At 57.3% G+C, this 19,137-nt stretch carries 18 protein-coding genes and 3 pseudogenes; 14 read left to right on the top strand and 7 right to left on the bottom strand.

Features of this window, described 5'->3' with window-relative positions:
* Positions 1-154 precede the first annotated feature (154 nt).
* The gene (locus ACSQ9D_RS32445) at positions 155-823 is read right to left on the bottom strand and encodes a GntR family transcriptional regulator (RefSeq protein WP_436285854.1); all 669 of its coding nucleotides are present in this window, start codon (positions 821-823) and stop codon (positions 155-157) included.
* 105 nt (positions 824-928) lie between these two features.
* Here ACSQ9D_RS32445 and ACSQ9D_RS32450 point away from each other — a divergent pair, with 105 nt between their 5' ends.
* From ACSQ9D_RS32450 to ACSQ9D_RS32465, 4 genes are read left to right on the top strand one after another with little or no spacing between them, the layout of a single operon-like run.
* On the top strand, positions 929-1,693 hold the full coding sequence (locus ACSQ9D_RS32450; RefSeq protein WP_436285855.1) for a LamB/YcsF family protein: 765 nt from the start codon (positions 929-931) through the stop codon (positions 1,691-1,693).
* Positions 1,686-3,281 carry a carboxyltransferase domain-containing protein gene (locus ACSQ9D_RS32455; RefSeq protein WP_436285856.1) on the top strand — a complete coding sequence of 532 codons (1,596 nt, stop codon included), beginning with the start codon at positions 1,686-1,688 and terminating at the stop codon, positions 3,279-3,281. Before ACSQ9D_RS32450 ends, ACSQ9D_RS32455 begins: the two co-directional genes overlap by 8 nt.
* Positions 3,278-4,987: an acetyl/propionyl/methylcrotonyl-CoA carboxylase subunit alpha gene (locus ACSQ9D_RS32460; protein WP_436285857.1), complete on the top strand. Its 1,710-nt coding sequence runs from the start codon at positions 3,278-3,280 to the stop codon at positions 4,985-4,987. The genes ACSQ9D_RS32455 and ACSQ9D_RS32460 overlap by 4 nt, the downstream gene beginning before the upstream one ends.
* Before the next feature lie 53 nt (positions 4,988-5,040).
* Positions 5,041-5,907, top strand: coding sequence for an urea carboxylase-associated family protein (locus ACSQ9D_RS32465; protein WP_436285858.1), 867 nt, complete (start codon positions 5,041-5,043; stop codon positions 5,905-5,907).
* Positions 5,908-6,123: 216 nt separating this feature from the next.
* On the opposite strand, the gene ACSQ9D_RS32470 is transcribed toward ACSQ9D_RS32465, so the two are convergent.
* Positions 6,124-6,567 (bottom strand): transposase, encoded by a 444-nt coding sequence (locus ACSQ9D_RS32470; RefSeq protein ID WP_436285859.1) that lies wholly within the window; start codon positions 6,565-6,567, stop codon positions 6,124-6,126.
* Between ACSQ9D_RS32470 and ACSQ9D_RS32475 the strand changes: the two genes are divergently transcribed.
* Positions 6,558-6,854, top strand: a complete 297-nt coding sequence (locus ACSQ9D_RS32475) for a DUF1028 domain-containing protein (protein ID WP_436285860.1) — start codon at positions 6,558-6,560, stop codon at positions 6,852-6,854. The two genes, ACSQ9D_RS32470 and ACSQ9D_RS32475, sit on opposite strands and share 10 nt — an antisense overlap.
* A gap of 124 nt (positions 6,855-6,978) precedes the next feature.
* Here ACSQ9D_RS32475 and ACSQ9D_RS32480 read toward each other — a convergent pair whose 3' ends face one another.
* Positions 6,979-7,770 (bottom strand): metallophosphoesterase, encoded by a 792-nt coding sequence (locus tag ACSQ9D_RS32480; RefSeq protein ID WP_436285861.1) that lies wholly within the window; start codon positions 7,768-7,770, stop codon positions 6,979-6,981.
* 454 nt (positions 7,771-8,224) lie between these two features.
* Here ACSQ9D_RS32480 and ACSQ9D_RS32485 point away from each other — a divergent pair, with 454 nt between their 5' ends.
* On the top strand, positions 8,225-8,413 hold the full coding sequence (locus ACSQ9D_RS32485) for a hypothetical protein (RefSeq protein WP_436285862.1): 189 nt from the start codon (positions 8,225-8,227) through the stop codon (positions 8,411-8,413).
* A 714-nt stretch (positions 8,414-9,127) separates the two neighbouring features.
* Here the strand turns inward: ACSQ9D_RS32485 and ACSQ9D_RS32490 are convergent.
* On the bottom strand, positions 9,128-9,472 hold the full coding sequence (locus ACSQ9D_RS32490) for a hypothetical protein (protein ID WP_436285863.1): 345 nt from the start codon (positions 9,470-9,472) through the stop codon (positions 9,128-9,130).
* A gap of 429 nt (positions 9,473-9,901) precedes the next feature.
* Between ACSQ9D_RS32490 and ACSQ9D_RS32495 the strand changes: the two genes are divergently transcribed.
* The 3 genes and pseudogenes from ACSQ9D_RS32495 to ACSQ9D_RS32505 all read left to right on the top strand — a co-directional run bounded on the left by ACSQ9D_RS32495 (position 9,902) and on the right by ACSQ9D_RS32505 (position 12,031).
* Positions 9,902-10,111 carry a dodecin gene (locus tag ACSQ9D_RS32495; protein ID WP_024315603.1) on the top strand — a complete coding sequence of 70 codons (210 nt, stop codon included), beginning with the start codon at positions 9,902-9,904 and terminating at the stop codon, positions 10,109-10,111.
* Between the two features lie 608 nt (positions 10,112-10,719).
* Positions 10,720-10,878 (top strand): annotated as a pseudogene (locus ACSQ9D_RS32500) (IS3 family transposase); the annotation flags it as partial.
* Between the two features lie 121 nt (positions 10,879-10,999).
* Positions 11,000-12,031, top strand: a complete 1,032-nt coding sequence (locus ACSQ9D_RS32505) for an IS110 family transposase (protein ID WP_436284376.1) — start codon at positions 11,000-11,002, stop codon at positions 12,029-12,031.
* A gap of 374 nt (positions 12,032-12,405) precedes the next feature.
* Here ACSQ9D_RS32505 and ACSQ9D_RS32510 read toward each other — a convergent pair whose 3' ends face one another.
* On the bottom strand, positions 12,406-13,437 hold the full coding sequence (locus tag ACSQ9D_RS32510; RefSeq protein ID WP_436283258.1) for an IS110 family transposase: 1,032 nt from the start codon (positions 13,435-13,437) through the stop codon (positions 12,406-12,408).
* 130 nt (positions 13,438-13,567) lie between these two features.
* Here ACSQ9D_RS32510 and ACSQ9D_RS32515 point away from each other — a divergent pair, with 130 nt between their 5' ends.
* Positions 13,568-13,738 carry a hypothetical protein gene (locus ACSQ9D_RS32515; protein ID WP_436283259.1) on the top strand — a complete coding sequence of 57 codons (171 nt, stop codon included), beginning with the start codon at positions 13,568-13,570 and terminating at the stop codon, positions 13,736-13,738.
* 213 nt (positions 13,739-13,951) lie between these two features.
* Here ACSQ9D_RS32515 and ACSQ9D_RS32520 read toward each other — a convergent pair whose 3' ends face one another.
* Positions 13,952-14,515 (bottom strand): EF-hand domain-containing protein, encoded by a 564-nt coding sequence (locus ACSQ9D_RS32520; RefSeq protein ID WP_436285864.1) that lies wholly within the window; start codon positions 14,513-14,515, stop codon positions 13,952-13,954.
* 432 nt (positions 14,516-14,947) lie between these two features.
* Here ACSQ9D_RS32520 and ACSQ9D_RS32525 point away from each other — a divergent pair.
* From ACSQ9D_RS32525 to ACSQ9D_RS32540, 4 genes and pseudogenes are all read left to right on the top strand, one after another.
* Positions 14,948-15,046, top strand: a pseudogene (locus tag ACSQ9D_RS32525) (TetR/AcrR family transcriptional regulator); the annotation flags it as partial.
* 572 nt (positions 15,047-15,618) lie between these two features.
* Positions 15,619-15,963: an ArsR/SmtB family transcription factor gene (locus ACSQ9D_RS32530; protein ID WP_436285865.1), complete on the top strand. Its 345-nt coding sequence runs from the start codon at positions 15,619-15,621 to the stop codon at positions 15,961-15,963.
* Positions 15,964-16,204: 241 nt separating this feature from the next.
* Positions 16,205-18,386, top strand: a pseudogene (locus tag ACSQ9D_RS32535) (DUF1217 domain-containing protein).
* Positions 18,387-18,399: 13 nt separating this feature from the next.
* The gene (locus ACSQ9D_RS32540; protein WP_436285866.1) at positions 18,400-18,717 is read left to right on the top strand and encodes a DnaT-like ssDNA-binding protein; all 318 of its coding nucleotides are present in this window, start codon (positions 18,400-18,402) and stop codon (positions 18,715-18,717) included.
* A gap of 33 nt (positions 18,718-18,750) precedes the next feature.
* Here ACSQ9D_RS32540 and ACSQ9D_RS32545 read toward each other — a convergent pair whose 3' ends face one another.
* Entirely contained in the window at positions 18,751-19,047 is a 297-nt protein-coding gene (locus tag ACSQ9D_RS32545) for a hypothetical protein (protein WP_436285867.1), read from the bottom strand.
* Between the last annotated feature and the right edge of the window lie 90 nt (positions 19,048-19,137).

Consider the following 19,137-nt stretch of genomic DNA (forward strand, 5'->3'; position numbering starts at 1 on the left):
TCGAGAGCGAATATGGCGGGCAAATTCGCTGCCCGACGCGGCGAGGTTGAGCGGAAATCGGAAGCACAAGCCACAGCGCGTGCGCGATCTCGACGGGGGCGATTGAAGCGCATCGCCGGTGGACATAGGTCATACTCTTACCGACTGCCGTCACTCAACGCCTTGCGCGCTGGAGTGCAGCCAACACTGCCCTCTCCGACTTAATGAGGTATGCCTCAAGCTGCGAAATCGCGGCGGCGGTGTCGCCTAGTTCGAGGGCGGCGACAAGTGATGCATTCAATTCGATGTATGGCTCGTGGAGATGCGCTGAGTCTTCCAACTGCCCAAAGACAAGTCGAAGTTCAGCAAGCACCAGGTCGAAGCAGGCGCTGAGGCGTGGGCTGTCGCAGAGTTCGACCATTGTGCGATGGAACTCCATGTTGATGGTTCCTACCTGCCGCCAATCGCCGGTTCGACCAAGCTCCCTCCCCTGCTCGGCCAATCTCCGCATGCGAATAAGCGTAGGGTGCGCTTTAGCGACGGCCTGCACGGCGCCCCGCTGAAGAACAAAGCGCACTCTGTAGATATCAATCACCGCTGCTTCATCGGGTGCTGCGACGAAAACGCCACGGTTGGGAATGTAGGTTAGCAGTCGTTGACTTGTGAGCAGTCGAAAGACTTCTCGGAGCGTGTTGCGAGAGATTCCAAAGTGCGCTGAGACCTGGTGCTCCGAGAGCTTCTGTCCCGGCGCAAACTCACCGGCAATCAGCAGTTGGCGGATGCGATCGGCCACAGACTCAGTGAGCGATAGATCATCAGTGTCCAAGTTTTTTTCGTCCGCCATCAATCACCTACGAATCGCAAGCCGCCATATGGAAGATCCATATTGTTGAACAATATTAATTATGTTATTCTACAATCTCAACCATTCAGACGGACAAAATACGACATGGCGTATATCGACCTCAATAGCGATCTCGGTGAAAGTTTCGGGCCTTGGTCTATGGGCGACGATGTATCGATGCTGTCGATCGTCACCAGTGCCAACATAGCGTGTGGCTTCCATGCCGGCGATCCGGCCGCCATTCTTGGGGTCTTGAAGGAGGCGGCACGACGAAGTGTTTCGGTTGGGGCACATGTCGGTTATCGCGACCTGGTCGGCTTTGGCCGGCGCAACATGGATCCGTCCAGCGAAGAGCTCATTGGTGACACCATCTATCAGATCGGCGCACTGCAAGGGCTTGCCAAAGTGGCCCATACGAGGGTGCGCTACGTAAAGCCGCACGGCGCGCTTTATAATACGATCGCCAATGACGCTCGGCAGGCAGCCGATGTGATCGCGGCCATCCAAGCCGTCGATTCGTCACTTATTCTAATGGCGCTTTCCGGCGCTCCCATTGTCGCGCAGGCCCGCTCCTCGGGACTGACGGTTATTTGCGAGGCCTTTGCCGATCGCGCCTACAATGCCGACGGCAGCCTTGTAAACCGGCGACTGCCGGGCGCCGTCATCCATGATCCTGAGGTTGTGGCATCGCGGATGTTGCGTCTCGTCACCGAGGGCCGCATAACCGCAATCGACGGTACGGAGATTGAGCTGGAGGCGCAATCGATCTGCGTCCATGGCGACACGCCGGCGGCCGTTTCGATCGCTCGAACGGTGCGGGACACGCTGGTCGGTGGCGGTATCGAGTTGAAGAGTTTCACCGATGGCTGAACGACTGCGCTTCCTGCCCGCTGGCAGCGACGCCTTCCTTGTCGAACTCGATGACCTGGAGACGACGTTGACGCTGCTCGACGTCCTAGGGGTCGCGCGGCCCGAGGGCGTGATCGAACTTGTGCCAGCCGCCCGCACGATCCTGGTGCGTTTCGACCCGCACGCCACCGCTCGCGCCACGTTGGTTGAAGCGATCTCCAGTCTCGACCTTTCCGTTCGCAGCACCAGACAAGGCGAAACCCTCGAGATACCGGTTACCTACGACGGTGAGGACTTGGACGATGTTGCAGCTTTTCTCGGCTGGTCGGTGGAGGAGTTGATCCGCCGCCACACGGAAGCGACCTATACCGTTGCCTTCACGGGCTTCGCGCCAGGCTTCGCCTACATGACCTGCGACGATCCTGCCTTCGACATACCGCGTCGCAAGACCCCGCGTGTGCGCATCCCGGCAGGCTCCGTCGCGCTCGGCGGCAAGTTTGGCGGTATTTATCCCTCTGACAGCCCCGGCGGGTGGCAGCTTCTCGGACGCACGCCATTGAAGATGTGGGATACGCGCCGGCCCCGCGCGGCGCTGCTTGCCCCCGGCGACCGGGTATCCTTCCGCGACATAGCCAAAGGAGCGACTGTTCCAGTTTCCGCAATGCCGGACGAAGCGACGCAGACAACCGGCAGTCGGGCGGGTCTCTTGGTGATCCGAGCCGACCGCCCTGCTCTCTATCAGGATCTTGGTCGTCGCGGCCAGGCAGGCCAAGGGGTGGCTGAATCCGGTGCGCTTGATCGCGCAAGCCTCATCGAAGCCAATCTCTGTGTCGGCAATCCACGCAGTGCCGCGGCCATCGAGATCGCTTATGGCGGATTTGCCCTCAAGGCGGACCGGCCGGTGACGCTCGCGCTCACAGGTGCGCCAGCGCCGGTGGCGATCGTTACCGTCGACGGGCGCAGGCTCAAGGCACCGTTCTACCAAGCTGTAGCCCTAGACGCCGGCGACGAGTTGACGCTTGAATATCCACCCGAAGGCACACGCAGCTATCTGGCGCTGCGTGGAGGGTTCGCCGTCGAGACGCTTGTCGCCTCGGCGGCAACAGACACTTTGGCGAAGGTAGGGCCTGCGCCGATCATTGCAGGTGATATTCTCGTGCCCGCAAACGAGCCGGTCTCCGCCGTCGATCCATATCGACCCTCGCCGAGAAAGCTACCGAGAGCTGGTGATACCGTGAGGCTCGATGTGGTGCTCGGGCCCCGCACGGACTGGTTCAAGCAAGACGCGCTTGCATTGCTGCTCTCTCAGGAATGGCAGGTAACCGCGCAATCAAGCCGCGTGGGCGCCCGACTTGCAGGAGCCCGGCCATTGGAAAAGTTGGACGCCACTGAACTCCCGTCTGAAGGCACACCGATCGGCTCCATCCAGGTCCCCCACAACGGCCAGCCGGTGCTCTTCCTTGCCGACCATCCGCTGACTGGCGGCTATCCGGTGATCGGCGTCGTCGCACGCCATCATCTCGACCTCGCGGGCCAAATCCCCATCGGCGCGAACATCCGCTTCGACGCAGTCGCCGCTTTCGACCCGCTTATCAGGGAGACCCGATGAAGAACCTTCTGATCGCCAATCGCGGCGAAGTCGCCATTCGTATCGCGCGCGCGGCCCGTGACTATGGCATCGCCTCAGTTGCAGTTTATTCCGATGCCGATGCTGGTTCGCTCCATGTCGAATTTGCCGACGAAGCCTATGGTCTGGGCGCAGGTCGCCCGGCTGATACCTATCTGAATATTGCAAAGATCCTGGATACCGCCCGCAAGGCAGGCGCAGATGCCATTCACCCTGGCTATGGTTTCCTATCGGAGCGTGCCGAGTTTGCGCAGGCAGTCATCGATGCCGGCCTCACCTGGGTTGGTCCCGCACCGCATATCATTGCCGCGCTTGGCGACAAGGTCGAAGCGCGGCGGATCGCGGCCAAGGTTGGCGCGCCGCTGGTGAAGGGTTCGGATGGGCCGCTTGCCTCGGCGGCAGAGGCCATCGCCTTCGCAAAGCAGGTCGGCTTGCCGCTCGCAATCAAGGCTGCCTTTGGTGGTGGCGGCCGCGGAATGAAAGTCGCGAGAACCATGGAAGAAGTCGGCGAGCTTTTCGAATCCGCCGTGCGTGAGGCGACCGAAGCCTTCGGTCGAGGAGAATGCTATGCGGAGCAGTTCCTTGACAAGCCGCGTCATATCGAGGCGCAGGTCATTGCCGACAACCACGGAAACACCGTCGTTCTGGGAACGCGGGATTGCTCGCTGCAGCGGCGTAATCAAAAGCTCGTCGAGGAAGCCCCTGCTCCGTTCATAACCGAGGATCAGCGCAGGTGCATCCATGACGCGGCAAAAGCGATCTGTATCGAAGCCGGCTACACCGGCGCCGGCACCGTAGAGTTCCTGCTGTCAGAGAACGATGTCATTTCCTTCCTCGAGGTCAACACACGCCTTCAGGTCGAACACCCGGTAACGGAGGAGACTACCGGCATTGACATCGTCATCGAGCAGTTGCGCATTGCCGACGGCCTGCCGCTTTCGGTAAAGGAGACGCCGGCGCCGCGTGGGCACGCCTTCGAGTTTCGCATCAATGCCGAAGATCCCGGCCGCGGCTTCCTGCCAACCCCCGGCCTGATCACGCGCTTCCGCGCGCCGTCCGGCCCCGGCATACGGCTCGACTCCGGCGTCGAAACCGGCTCAGAGATTCCTGGCTTCTATGATTCCATGATGGCCAAACTGATCGTCACCGGCAAGACGCGCGAGGACGCGCTGATCCGAGCCCGGCGGGCCCTTGCCGAGTTTCAGATTGAAGGCGTTGCCTCAGTGTTACCGTTCCATCGGGCGATGCTCAACGAGCGCGACTTCACCGGTGAAGAGGGCTTCCAAGTGCATACAAACTGGATCGAGACTGCGTTCCGGGGCATCGAGCCTGCGCCGCGCGTTGACCCGGTCGAGGGAGGCGTCATTCGCAGCTTCATCGAGATCGATGGCAAGCGCCACACGCTCGGCTTGCCGACCATACTCTTTTCCGGACTTGCAGCACCGAAGGCGACGGTCGCTCCAATCGCAGCCGCAACGCTGAGTGCGGTGACCGCGCCAGTTCCAGGCACTCTTCAGAAGTGGCTGGTGGAGGACGGAGTGGAGGTTGCAGAAGGCGATGCTGTCGTCCTCATCGAGGCCATGAAGATGGAGACGCGTGTACTCGCGCCGAAATCGGGTCGCATCAGCATCAAGGCAGAAGCCGGGGCGATGGTCTTGCTCGGTGCTGAGCTAGCAACGATCGATTGACAATCTGAGCAATACCGCAAGCCCAGCACTCCTTGACTAAACGGAGAATCCACATGAAGCCCGATCCGATCACCTCAGCGCCGACGGACGCCGCTGCGCGCAAGGCAATCAAGCCGGTGATCTGTTACCCGACCGACACTCTGCCGCGCCCCGATCTTTCCGCCTACCGTGCGCTGCGCGATGGTTTGGAGTTGATCGAGACCGTCGTCGTGCCTCCGCGGGACGCAGCAACCTGGGAGGTGCCGGCGGGGCACTTCTGTCGAATTGTTTGCAGCGAGGGTGCCCAGGTCGGTGACCTCAATCTGTTCAACCTCAGCAATTTAAGCGAACGTTTCTATAGTGGCAAAACCCGCGCGCTGAACGGAACGCATGTGGGTCTTGGCGATCAGCTCTTCTCTAACCTCCCCTATCTGCGCCCCATCGCCACGATCACCCACGATACGCTCGACTGGTACGGCTTCGACGAGTTCGGGGGTTCTGTGCACGACGTGATCGGCACGCGCTGCGATCCCTATACCCACAACCTCCTGACCAATGGCGGCCAGTATCATCATTGCTGTCATTCGAACCTCACGCGGGCCCTCGCCAAGAAGACCGGCATGCCGCTAGGCGAGGCTGAAACGCATGTCCACGACGTGCTGAACGTTTTCATGTGCACCGGCTTCACGCGCGATACGGGGCAGTATTTCATGAAGGCAAGCCCTGTGCGGCCCGGAGACTATTTGGAATTCTTTGCCGAAATCGACCTTCTCGGCTGCATGTCAGCCTGCCCGGGCGGGGACTGCTCGGCAGAGCACTCTTCCGATGCCGCATCGTGCCATCCGATGATCGTCGAGATCTACAAGGCCAACTTGGCTAAGGGATGGAAGCCACCCGCTGTAAACGGCTACGACCGGAGCCACGGCTTGAAGCAGAGGTGAACGGGCGGTGGCGGAGCATCGGTTCTTCGGTTCAGACGATTGAGCGATGAGGACGGGTCTCGCGGCTATCGCTACAACGTCAGAACCTGAACGTGCCCCGTGGCGGAACATTGCGCCTTTCGTCCGGCTAGAAGTCATTGCTCAGGGGAAAGGCGGCTTTATCAGGTGTGTGAAAACGCTTTCGGGGCCCTGGTTTGACCGGGGCCTCTTTGGTTTTCAGAGCTCCGCGTGGTTTGCCTTGATGCTGATGGCGCGCATGATGTTGTATGCGAGGACCGAGAGCGCCATTTCAGTCTTTGTGCCTTTCAGGTTCCTGGTTAGGAACCGTCCGTTTGACATCATCCTCTTAATGGTCCCGAAGGGATGTTCGACTGTCGATCGCCGAATGCGCATCATGTCCGGCGTAGCCCGCTCGTTCATTTTGGCAAGCGCGTCCTCGTCGATGTGCCTACTGACGTAACGCCTTGAGGCGCTGGTGCATCTGGATTTGAGGGAGCAGGCCGCGCAATCGTCTGGCCTAGCGGCATAGAACACGAGACGATCCCTGTTCATGGCCTTCTTGCGTTGGAGTACCCGCCCCGCCGGGCATGTGAAGCGGTCTTCCACCGGTCGCAGCACGTTGCGCCTGGGCGCGCGCCGGCATTGGTGCGGTGACAACACAGAACGTCACCAACCCCGCTTTGGGACCGTTCATGCTAGAAAAACTGGCAGGCGGCGAGAGTGCCGCCCAGGCAGTTTCGGCAGCGCGACAACACGACGCTTTTCCAGATTACCGCCAACTTCTCGCCGTGGATGTCCAGCCGCGGCGCAATGCTCTCGGGTATCTTGTGCCGAATTCAGGGTTATCAGCAGGACGCACGCTTAAGAGCGCTTCACGATTGCGTCCTTTTCCTCCAGGCACAAAAGCTCGGCTTGACGGTTCTCACCGCGAATGTGAGCGATTTTGACTACCTGCTGCAATTGATGCTGACCTCTAGGGTTTTGCTCTATCGGGTGGCTGCGTGACGAACGTCCCTCGCCTTGAACGGATGAACTGTTGACCCTCGATCTCGGCACTGCGTCTCCAAGCCACTAAAAATTCATGTTGTCGCAAGCTCCGGACCCTATAGGTCCAGGCAACCACTCTTGCACCGCGATACCGCTGGCCGGGCTAAGCTGCGTATAGATGAAATGGGACAGCTCGTCTTGTCGGATCACGGCGGCGCTAAGGCGACCGGTTCGATACGCCGCGGTATCGACGGCGATCCGGTTGTCATAAACTTCGGGAAGCAACGAGTTTGTGATGGTGTGGCCGTGCACGACAGTATGATCGAAAGCGTCGACATGATCGAGAAAGCCCGTCCGTATCCATCGCAAGTCGTATTCAGTCTGCGCAGTGAGTAGAACTCCGGGACGAATGCCAGCATGAACGAAACAGAAGCGGCCGATCTCCTTGTACGTCAACGCGTTCTCCAACAGGTCGATATGATGCGGAAAGGCGTCACGTATGTCTGCGGCAATACCCTTGAAGTCAGGCACTGGGCGATCGGAGTAAGCGCTTACCGTGGCTGTGCCGCCCCAATCCATCCAGTTGACCGCATCTTCACTTGATAGTTCCCCACGAAGCAAAGCGCGCAGGTAAAAATCGTGATTGCCTAAGATTAATCGCGAACCGCGATAAAGTTCAAGCGTCGAGGCCACGAGATCAAGCACCTGCGGACTGCGGGGGCCCCTGTCGATTAGATCGCCTAGAAAAACCACGATCGGCTTTGATCGGCGTTGCTCTGAGGCGACAGCGATATGACGAAGCAAGACCTCAAGAAGGTCGGCGCGTCCATGGATGTCGGCAATTGCATAAATCTCGGACACCAAATCCTCAGTCATCGCTGCTATTCTCTCTCACAAGCAAACATTAGGTCCGGCGCCATGCTTTTACCGATCTAGGCTTTACGTTACCTTCTGGTAGATCCGCAAGATGCCCTCGTGACTCAAGCATAAGGCAGAGTCGGCGCATAACTGCGCAGTGTGCTTCAGCGCTTCCCGCACCGCAACCCGCCGCTCCCGCCCCCATCCCTTCGCGAAATCAGCTGATCGTGGTTCCGGGTCAGGATCTACCTCGTCGAGAGGGCGCCGTGCACCAGGCGCTCTGGGGTGCCGAGAAAAGTCTCACTCTTTCGCACCGCGACAGTCAAGTCGGACCGAACAAGGGCTATCGTTGATGAACCATGTTACATTCCAACTAAGGCGATGGTGATTTCTCACACTCACCCGAGAGATTGTTGCGGTAGTTGCGCCCTTTCCAGCCCTCTAGAATTCCCGGGCTTCCGGGGGCTGTGTCGTGACCGAAACCATTGTGCGACAGCTGATTTTTACGTTGAGCGTTGCGCGAGAAATAGCGTCGCGGGAAAGTCCAGACTACGACCTCGTTCTACTTCTCATCCAGCAAGCCCTGCAAGTGGCCAAGGATGAGGCGTCGCGCCACGGGATTATGGTCGATTTCGATGACATATCCGAACGAGAGCATTGAGGCGTACGGTTGAAGCCAATTCGCCTTGAGCCTCACCGCACGCCCATTGATCCTGGAGGGGCTGGGGTCGGCTCCAAAATCAATGCGACGAGAATTAGGGGCTCTTAGTTAATTTAGGATTTACGCATATGCAGATCGACCCGTCATTCGCCATCATCCTATCGTAATAGTCCTCGGCCATCCGCGAGGCTTGCCGAGCGGTAGACTCAAATGATGCGGTAGCAGCCGCTCTCGCACCTCTTGCCGCTGCTTGCCGTCCAGGCCGGTCTCACCTGGCCAGGCAGATCTTCAGCGATCCTTCGGTTGAAGAAGTTGCCGACAGCATCGCTCCGCCCGAGCGTCGTGACTGAAGGCGTTGTTCGTCGACCGCGTCAAGGTTCACTGCCGCCTATCAGAGCGTAGCTACTGCTTCGCAGAATTGCGTTCGTTCGGGGCTGAAAGAGTTTAGCATTCGTGTCGAACTTGGTTTTCAGGCTCGCGAATAGGACGACGACCTCGAATTGGCAATTATCCAGCGCTTCGACGCGCATTATGACCTTACGCGCGCGGCCTTCGGGCTTCGTCGAGAGCTTTTGGATTGTTCGTAGAGCCGAAGGCATGGACGCTCCCGCCCGAGCTGCGATAGGGATGGAGCCGTTCTGACGATACCTGCCGCTGCTTGGCAAACGGGCTGCCGTGCCGCGTCAATTTGTGCGCACATCATTGAATCTCTTGCTAAAATGTCTTCGCAACCTGATACTCATTCGCTTCCCAGGCTCGAAGCTCACCGGCTTCGCACGTGTAGTTCTCGTCCGTTTCGGCTATTCCGATGCCAATACCATCAATGTTCGGATCATCGAATGTGACGTAGATGTCTGACTTGTGGATTTTTCGCTCCTGAAAGTCCTTCAGTATGAAAGCGAGACATTGAACGTTCTTCTTCGTGTTGCCGCGTCGAATGTGGCTCTCAATTTTGCGATCAATCTTCGAGAGCTGAAGCGTGTCCGCCCGAGCTGCTGCTGATACAGGCAGCGCCGGCAAGGCTAGAATGAAGATCCTTATCAAATGCAATTTCATCATCTCAGAGTCCCTCGTCTGCTAGCAATAAGTGGCATTATGGATATCTGCTTTGATGGCCGCATTCCGGGCACTTTCGAGTCGACTTCGTAGGTTCTAATCTCGACACGCGAGCGTTCCGGCTTGGCGGCTCCTCAACGGTAGGACCGGCGTCTGTTATGGTCAGCCCCCTGCTTCTTCTGTCGCATGGTAGTCCTCTTCGACAAATTTTCTCAACGATGATCTCACATTTGGAAGTTTGATCTGAACGTTTGGTCGCCAATCAAAACCGATTGGCTCTTCTCGAAGTCTGAACTCGGCGCATTTGACATCAAGAGAGTATTATCTGATCCTCGGTTTGCTCATGCCCAAGCAGACAGAAACGCACGCTCAAATACTGGTCGCAAGCGGCCATCAGGATAGAGCCGCCCAGCGCCGAAACCGGAGGATCGAATGAGCGATCATGTATATAAAAAGGTGGAACTTATCGGCAGTTCGAAAGTATCGGTCACAGAGGCTATTGAGACGGCAATCGCGCGGGCCTCGAAGACGATGCGAAATCTCGATTGGTTCGAAGTTGATCAAATTCGAGGTCACATCAAGGATGGCGCGGTAGAACACTACCAAGTCGTGATGAAGGTCGGATTTCGAATTGACGACTGATGTACCTACGCTCGCGTCGAGCGATGTCATGACGGCCCGCGTTGTTCTCAGAGCAACTGTAGGGAAACCACGTGCTTTCGAGCAATCTCTAGATATCATCGCGACTTTCCTGCGATTAGGAGGGTTGGTCGTTATCGCATAGAAGTGTCGTCCCGTTCTGGCCGGACCCTGAAAAGCACACATTAGGTGCTTCTCTTGAAGAGCCCTGTTGACCACGGGCCGCTGGCGCCTAGCGCAATTCCTTCCCCACTCTCCGCAGCTTTTAGGGCGACCATTGAGTCACTAACGTGCAACGATGCGTGTAACATTGGGGATCGCCGACGCCTCCAGCACTCAACCACTCGGCCCAACCGATACGGAAAAAGTAGGGATCGATTGGAAGCGATCTGGCGGTCAGCCTCTAGGCGCTTGCTTGGGTATCGGGGTCTTATCCGCTGATGGTTCCTTCACGCGAGAACTTCCCGTTTCGGTCGACGAGAAAGACCACCAGGTCCGAATCCACGCTGGCCGTCACGTTGAAATGCGGGTCGTCCGGGCCCACGATCAGCGCGGCCTGCGCCCCAGAAGCTAATGGTGCGCAAGCGCGGCGGCCGAAGGAGCGGTAGGCACACGAGCGCCGCCCGCATTCCGGTCTCGGCCGGCTGACGCCGGCCGAGTTCGCTCAGACCGTCAATCCGCGACGTGATCGGGTGCTGCGCAGCCAAAAAGGCCCGGCACCGCAATCCGCTGCCGCCGCCCCAAATACAGCAACCAAAAACATGGGGTAATCGCGGCGCGATCGTCCCAGGCCATTTTTAAAATGATGGCTGGCGAGGGTGGTTGCCCCCGATAAGATGGAAATACGGGCTCACGATTGGAACCGGGCCCAAACATCAAATGGAGGCAACTTTGGACCAATATATAGGGCTGGACATTTCATTAAAAGATACCACGATTTCGATCCGACAAGACGGGAAGCGGATATGGCGCGGGAAGTGCCCTTCTGACCCAAAGCTCTTGGCGCAGGTGATCCGCAAGCACGCCCCGCACGCCAAGCGCGTTGTGTTTGAGACGGGGCCATTGTCAACGTGGTTCTATCATGCACTGATGGCAGAAGGGGTTCCCGCGATCTGCATCGAAGCGCGGCACGCGCAAAAGGTCCTGAACGAGACGCTCAACAAGACCGACGCCAATGATGCGGATGGATTGGCCCAGTTGGCCGAAGCCGGGTTCTACAAGGCGGTCCGGGTAAAGGCGTTCGACAGCATGCTGACGCGCACGCTGGTGGCGGCTCGCAATCAGTTTCTGAGCATCTCGACCCAGCTCAGCAACCAGATTCGCGGCCTGACGAAGACGTTCGGTCTCATCATTCCCAAAGGAACAGGTCGGGTATTTGATGGCAATGTAAGGGAACTCTTGGATGGGAATGACGGCCTGGCAAGGATCATATTGCCTCTGCTCGATGCGTTGCGCGACATACGCAAGCGGGCGGCTGATCTCGATCGCCAATTGCTCGCAGCGGCGCGACGGAGCCAGGCGACGAAGCTTCTAATGACGATTCCGGGTATCGGCGCCGTCACGGCGGTATCCTACGTTGCAGCGATTGAAGATCCAGATAACTTCAAAACGTCGCGCTCGGTTGGCGCCTGGCTTGGGCTGACAACGCGGCGTTACCAGTCTGGCGAGGTCGACTATGACGGCCATATCTCGCGACGAGGCGACAACCATCTGCGGGGCCTGCTTTATGAAGCAGCAACGGTGATCCTCACGAGAACCAGAGCCAATAACGAAAGCCGCCTCAAGAGCTGGGGACTTAAGCTGCGTGAGCGCTTGGGCTTCAAGCGCGCCGCGGTGGCCGTCGCCCGAAAGCTCGCGGTCATTATGCACAGCATGCTCAAGACAGGAGAAGTATTCCATGCATCGGCTGGCGCCACAGCGTAAGCGACACGCCAGCCATCTCCCTCGGCGCGTCAAACCTGGTTGTATAATCGCACTCCCTTCGTCAAGGTGTTTGAGCGTTCGGCATCGTCGCCGTTCTGCGGTAGATGCAGAGCGACGTAAATCCATTGGTTGAGTCGGTCCTCAGCGGTGATATTTTTTGAGCTGTCCAGTGCTGGGAGCAGGGTTGTCTCCGCGGTCGACATAGTGACGCCGCACAATGGGTCTTCGCAGGTAGGACCTTCCTAATGTTTGAGGCGCAGTCTCGATGAGCTGCAGCCAGGTTAAGCGGAATGATCCGACCCACGTCCGCAGCAGGGACGCTCAGTGCCTCAAATCGGGTTTGACGCGCTGAGGGAGGAAGGCTGACACTTCGCTTATGCGGTGGCGCCAGCCAATGCGTTGAACATCTCTCCTGTTTTGAGCATGCTGTGCATGATGACGGCAAGCTTTCGGGCAACCGCCACCGCAGCGCGCTTGAAGCCCAACCGCTCACGCAGCTTGAGCCCCCATCTTTTGAGACTGCTCTCGTTCCTGGCACTGGTCCTCGTGAGGATCACCGTCGCCGCTTCATAAAGCAGTCCGCGCAAATGGTTGTCGCCTCTTCGCGAGATATGGCCATCATAATCGACCTCGCCTGACTGGTAGCGCCGCGTTGTCAGCCCGCACCAGGCGCCAACCGAGCGCGACGTTCTGAAGTTTTCTGGATCTTCAATCGCCGCGACATAGGAGACGGCTGTGATGGCGCCTATACCCGGAATCGTCATCAACAGCTTTGTCGCCTGGCTCTCCCGTGCAGCCGCAAGCAATTGGCGATCAAGATCGGCCGTGCGCTTGCGGATGTCGCGCCACGCCTCAAGCAGCGGCAATATAATCCTTGCCAAGCTGTCATTCCCATCTACGAGTTCCCTCACATTGCCATCAAACACCCGTCCTCTTCCTTTGGGTACGATAAGACCGAACGTCTTCATCAACCCGCGGATCTGGTTGCTGATCTGGATCGAAATGCTCAGGAGCTGATTGCGGGCGCCCACCAGCGTGCGCGTCAGCATGCTATCGAACGCCTTTACCCGGACCACCTTGTAGAAGCCGGCTTCGGCAAGTTGCGCCAAGCCATCCGCATCATTGGCATCGGTCTTGTTGAGCGTCTCGTTCAATACCTTTTGTGCGTGCCGCGCTTCAATGCAGATCGCCGGCATCCCCTCGGCCGTCAGGGCGTGATAGAACCACGTCGACAACGGCCCCGTCTCGAATACGACGCGCCTGGCGTGCGGGGCGTGCTTGCGGATCATCTGCGCCAGAAGTTTTGGGTCAGAAGGGCACTTCCCCCGCCATATCCGCTGCCCGTCCTGTCTGATCGAGATCGCAGTATCTTTCAACGAAACGTCGAGCCCTATATATTGGTCCATGGTTGCCTCCACTTGATGTTTGGGCCCGGTTCCAATCGTGAGCCCGTTTTTCCATCTTATCGGGGGCAACCACCCCCGCCAGCCATCATCTGAGAAAAGTGGCCTGGGACGATCGCGCCGCGATTACCCCATGTTTGAGGCACTGAGCGTCCCGGCTGCGGACGTGGGTTGGATCATTCCGTTCCGGCGGCTGCACCTCATCGAGCTGCGCCAAAAACATAGGAAGGTCCTACCTGCGAAGACCCACTATGCGGCGACACCTGTCGACCGCGAAGACAACCCTGCTCCCGGCACTGGATAGCTCTGACTGGTAAGACGGTCGCTGAGGGGACGACCAACCATTCAATTTTACACCGTGTTCGCTTTCTCCGACGCGGTGACGATGCCGAGTGCCAAAACCATCTTGACGAGTAGCGTGCGATTAGACAACCGCCGGAGCGAACTCAAAAAGGAATAAAACTTGGAGGCTAGGTCAAAGTTTACAGGCGCCTTCCAAGGCAATCTCGTCCTAGACTCAGACTATGAATGTCTGCGTTGATTCGTCATCGCTTTCGAAGGCCGCATATTGGAAATCAGGTGACGACGATGGTGGCTGTCGCCTCAATGCGTCGAGAAATTGATCCTCGGTGATCGACCCGGCGCCATCTTGGTCCAAGCTCAGGAAGAGTGCATTCGCCTGTTCCTCGCTCACGTCGTCAGGACGACCAGCAGCAAATTCCTCCTGACTTATGACACCGTCACCGTCTGTATCCAGCGAGCTGAACAGGTCGGAAAGCGAGTCATCTGATGACGATGGCGGCGGTGGGGCCCCCGCCCCCATTGGCTGCGCATTTCCCGCCATTGCCTCGTTCAACTGATCGACTGTCAGGGAGCCTGAGCTTTCTGTGTCAAAGCTATTGAACAGATTTGTTGCCTGTTCCTCGCTTACATCCGACGGACGGGCTCCAACGAACTCTGCCAGGCTGACCTGACCGTCACCGTCAGTGTCCATTGAAGTGGCTAGATCGCCTTGCTGCTGGCCAGTGCCGGTATCGGATTGGCTGCCATCCGATGCCGTTTGACCTTGCTGCATGCTCATCAGCATCGACATCAACTGAGACAGGAGTTTCTGTGCACTGTCGATCAGTGCGCTTTCCTCCGAGAGGTCGAGGAAACTCCGGTCGAGCTGCCGGTAGCATTAGAGGAAATTGATTGACTTTCGGTGGTGCCCGAAGCGAGTTTCGTGTACCGGTAGGACGTAGTGGCTGATGTCGACGCGATTGTTGTCACAGAGCGCTCCTATGCGACGAAGATGAGTGAGGTGACGCATTACAGAACTGGTTAGTTCTCTAATCTGAGTTTGCCAAACTCGCAACAGCATAAGGCTGCTGGCAAGAAGTCGTAGTTGACATTTTGCCTGATTGTTGGGCGGCTGATTCGCTAGCCGACATGCTGTGGACCGGTGGTTTCTGAATCAGAAACTCCCGGGTAATTGGACAACTTGCCCGATCGCGTGGGCGCCAAAGGTCTCCAACAGACCCTGTACAAGCTCTTTGCCAGTAAGGAAGACCTCTTTGCTGCAGTCGTTGTCGCCCATCGGAGAATGATGCTGGACCGTCCCCCGTCGGAGGGGGGAAGGACTTGCAGATAGCCGAGGCGTCATGATCGACATCGAGGACGGACGGGCATAGGCTTGGCTCGCCCGGAACGCGCGCAAGCTCCGTTTGGAACGATGCATAAGCATATTTGCTCGCGGGCGTGGCTGCGCACTGATTCGTTATTGATCGATGCGCCGCTCTATCGTGGCCGTTGCCTCAGAAATAAGGAACTAATTCGTACTAAAAATACCTTTTTTCGGTCAAAGAGCCATAAAAAGCAGTCTTTTCAATCCGAAAGGCTACTATTTTAACGATCTGTTTAATGCTGTGGAGGATTGTTCCGCTAAAGCCATTCAAACCGGTGAACATGATGTCCACTCTCCTTATTCGGCATGACCAGCGGCTTATCGCGATAGTCAACTCGCAGCAGATACGACCATATAGTCTCGCCCCCGACCTAAAGCTCGAGCCGGCGTTGCGTTCGGCGCCAATCCCGCGGCCGAACTAGTCCACACAGAAGCTTCGCATCCCCAACAGTCCATTCAGCGCCGCAGAACTTGCGTATGCGGTGATGGCAATTCTTTGTCCATTCTTGAGGGCCATCATGACCTATCACTCTGCAAATCCGGATACCAAACTAATGGCCGAGCACCTCTCCGTACTCGGAAATGCAAACCGGTTGGCCATGCTCGAACATCTTTCCTCCGGCGAACTTCAAGTCAACGCGCTTGCCAAGATGCTGAACCTTGGTCAGTCGGCACTATCCCAGCATCTTGCTGTTCTGAGAGCGTGTCAGTTCGTCACGGGACGGCGGGCGTCCCAGGCAATATTCTACTCGATTCGGAAGGAGCCCATCCTGCTCACGCTCGAGCGTACGCGGGATTTGCTGCTTCGCCAGTCTGAACATCGCCCTGTCGAAGAGCATCCCGACGCGGTGTTCGGAGGTTAGCGCACGCTCCGAGAAAATGCTGGTGATCAGCCACGGAATCATTTATAGAACTGATGGGTTCTGTAATGAAGTACAGACTGTGCGCCTTTGATGAACATAGTTTCTCTGGCGCCCTCTTGGCTGAATGGAGCGGCCACCCAGCATTGAACATGCGGCAGGTGAACGTGGGTCTCGGCGACGCCCTGAGGGTGGCAACCGAGTTGGCCTTTCCGTTGGCCTGCTCTGTTAGGGGGCGCGTTCTATGGTGTCTACGTATCTTAGCTACCTTACGGTGGCGAACAATCTAAACAAGACGCTATCAGCAGTAGCGTCAAAAGGCGCGGTTGCGAACGAGACCGCATACTACAAGGAAAACATCGGCAAGGTAACGACCGTCGATGAATTCATGGATAACTACCGCCTCTATTCCTACGCGATGAAGGCCTATGGTCTGGAAGACATGACCTATGCGAAGGCCTTTATGAAGAAGGTCCTTGAAAGCGACCTCAGCGACTCCTCGAGTTTCGCGAACACCTTGAGCGATAGCCGCTATACGCAATTTGCTGCGGCATTCAAGTTCGTCGGTGAGGACGCGACTGCTCAAACAGATGTGCAACAGAGTTCACTGCTCGACAACTACGAGAGTTCGTTCGAGGAGGAGACGGAAGCGACGACAACGGAGACCGACTATTATGACAGCGCGATCGACGAGGTGACCTCCGTCGATGACCTTCTCGGTAGCAGCCGGCTTCGCAACTATGTGCTGGAGGCTTTCGGCCTCAGCACGGACTACACATCCACCAGCTTTCTGCGCAGCGTTTTGACCAGCGACGTCGACGATCCGGATAGCTTCGTCAACCAACTGGACGACGACGTCTTCGTCAATCTCGCAAAGGCCTTCAATTTCAGCACGGACGGCACGGCGGGTGATCCGGTGCAGAGCGATGACCAGAAGTCTCAAGTCGAAAACATGTATGTGATTTTCCGTATCGACATTCGCGTCGAGTTCGGTCGGCGACGCCTACACCACGTATTTCGAAGACACGATCGGCAGCATCACTTCCGTCGACGAATTAATGGCCGACGACAAGCTCGTAACTTACCTACGCACCGCCTATGGCGTGAGCGATTCTGACCCCGACAACTACATCTCGGCGGCATTGAAGAGTTCATCGCTTGCGACTGCCATCGGGCTCAGTGAACTGCACGACGCGTTCAATTTCGATTCCGATGGAGCACTGGCTGATGGAACTGCAGCGCAGACCAGTGATCAGACATCTGCCACCACGACTGCCTTCTCGGAAAACTACAGCGTCAGCAGTGTCGACATTTGGATCGAGGATTCGGTCGACAACTACAAGAGCCGCATCGCGGACGTGACCAGCATCGACGACTTCCTGACGTCGAATGCGGATGACGACGATGACGACAACGACGATCACGCCGAATTGTGGCAGATGGCGCTACGCGCCTTTGGAATCGACGCTTCCGAGGTTACGAAAAGCCAGTTTCGAAAAATACTGGAAAGCGATCCGGACGATCCAAACAGCTACGTGAACCAGCTCAATGACGAAAGGTTCACCGCACTGCGTGCTTCATTCAATTTCGACTCCGACGGGAACACTAAGGTTCCGTTGCTCGCCATGTCGCAATCGGTCATCGATGACTTCGTTGCGGATTACAAGCAAAACAAGATCCGATACCTTACCGGTACGGACGCGACAGACGCCTCAGACGCCGCCGATACCGAGATGAGCTATTTCAATACTCAGATGGCAACATTGAAGACGGCCTCTGACGTGTTGGTGGACCACCGTCTTGTGAATTTGATGCTCGAAGCGAAGGGCATCGATCCCGATGATGTTACCGACGCCGAATTGCAGAAGATGTTCGCATCCGATCCGGACGACCCCGACAGCTACGTCAACAGCCTGTCTGACAATCGGTTCGCTGAGATCGTTGCCTCGTTCAACTTTGACACGGACGGGAACCTCTCTTCCGAGCCTGAAGGCACTGTTCAGCAGCGTGGCGATGTCATCGACACCGTGAACAACTATTTGCGGCAAACTCTGGAGAGTGATCAGGGAGACAGCAATACCGGAGTGCGATTGGCACTCTATTTCGAGCGAATGGCCCCAACGATTTCCAGTGCCTATGACATCCTCGGGGACGACGCACTGTTCGAGTTCTTCACGACAACCTTCGGCCTCTCCAGCTCCGTCTCGAACATGGATGTCGAGAAGCAGGCGGAGATGGTCTCAAACTTCATCGAGATCGAGGATCTCGGCGATCCCGACAAGGTGAAGGATTTGATCAAGCGTTTTACCGCGATGTACGACATGAGCAACGGAACCACGACCTCGAGCGCAGCGACGATCCTCAGTGGCGCCACGTCAATCAGCGCGGATACGCTGCTGGCAGTTGCTCAGTTGAAGAGTTCGTAGGAGCAAGACGGCCATGTCCAGTCGAAGCACGGATTTCATTGCGACGGAAGAAGAGGGCTTGGAAAGCGCCTTTCGGCTTGCCTGCGATCTCATAGATCTGCTGCCGTTCTCGGGTCAAAAGCTGAACCCGCAGCAGAAGCGCGCATGGCCTCGTACCGGGGTGTTTGGTATAGAAGGCATTGAGATTGCCGGAATCCCACTCGAAGTCGAACTCCTGTGCGAAGCGATCGTCACCTGCTTGGTCGCAGATATCTGCTTCGATATGCAGGCACTGTCGATCACTGTAGCGCCGCTCCTACGAAACGATCACTTCGGCCTCCGGCTTCATTGAGTCGCGACGAAAGAAAAGTCTTGGCAACTATCGTCAATCAACTTGCGATACGGCTTTTGCCAACTGCGCCTGTACGGCCATTAGCCCCGTAAGGAAGTCGACATCATCCTGGTCGAGGCGACTGCCCTTGGTCTTCTCCCAAAGGTCGGTGATCTGGAGAGCAACCCCGCTGGCCCGCCGGAACAACTCGACAATCTGATCGTGGTTTTCCCAGGTGAGGATGACTTGGGCGAGTTCGGCGTGAGTCGACTGCAATTCACAGCCGTAGGGCGACCGCACCGCATCGCGGTTTGGTAGCGAAATGGCATTGAAGCGCAACACATCGTCCAAGGGACAAGTCTCCTTTTCTCCAGAGGCCATGCAACGATCGGCTCTGCTTCGCAAAATAAATGGGAAAATTTCCCATTTGTCAATTGCCAA

The organism is Rhizobium sp. LjRoot258, from assembly GCF_964254185.1.
Classification (GTDB): Bacteria; Pseudomonadota; Alphaproteobacteria; order Rhizobiales; family Rhizobiaceae; genus Rhizobium.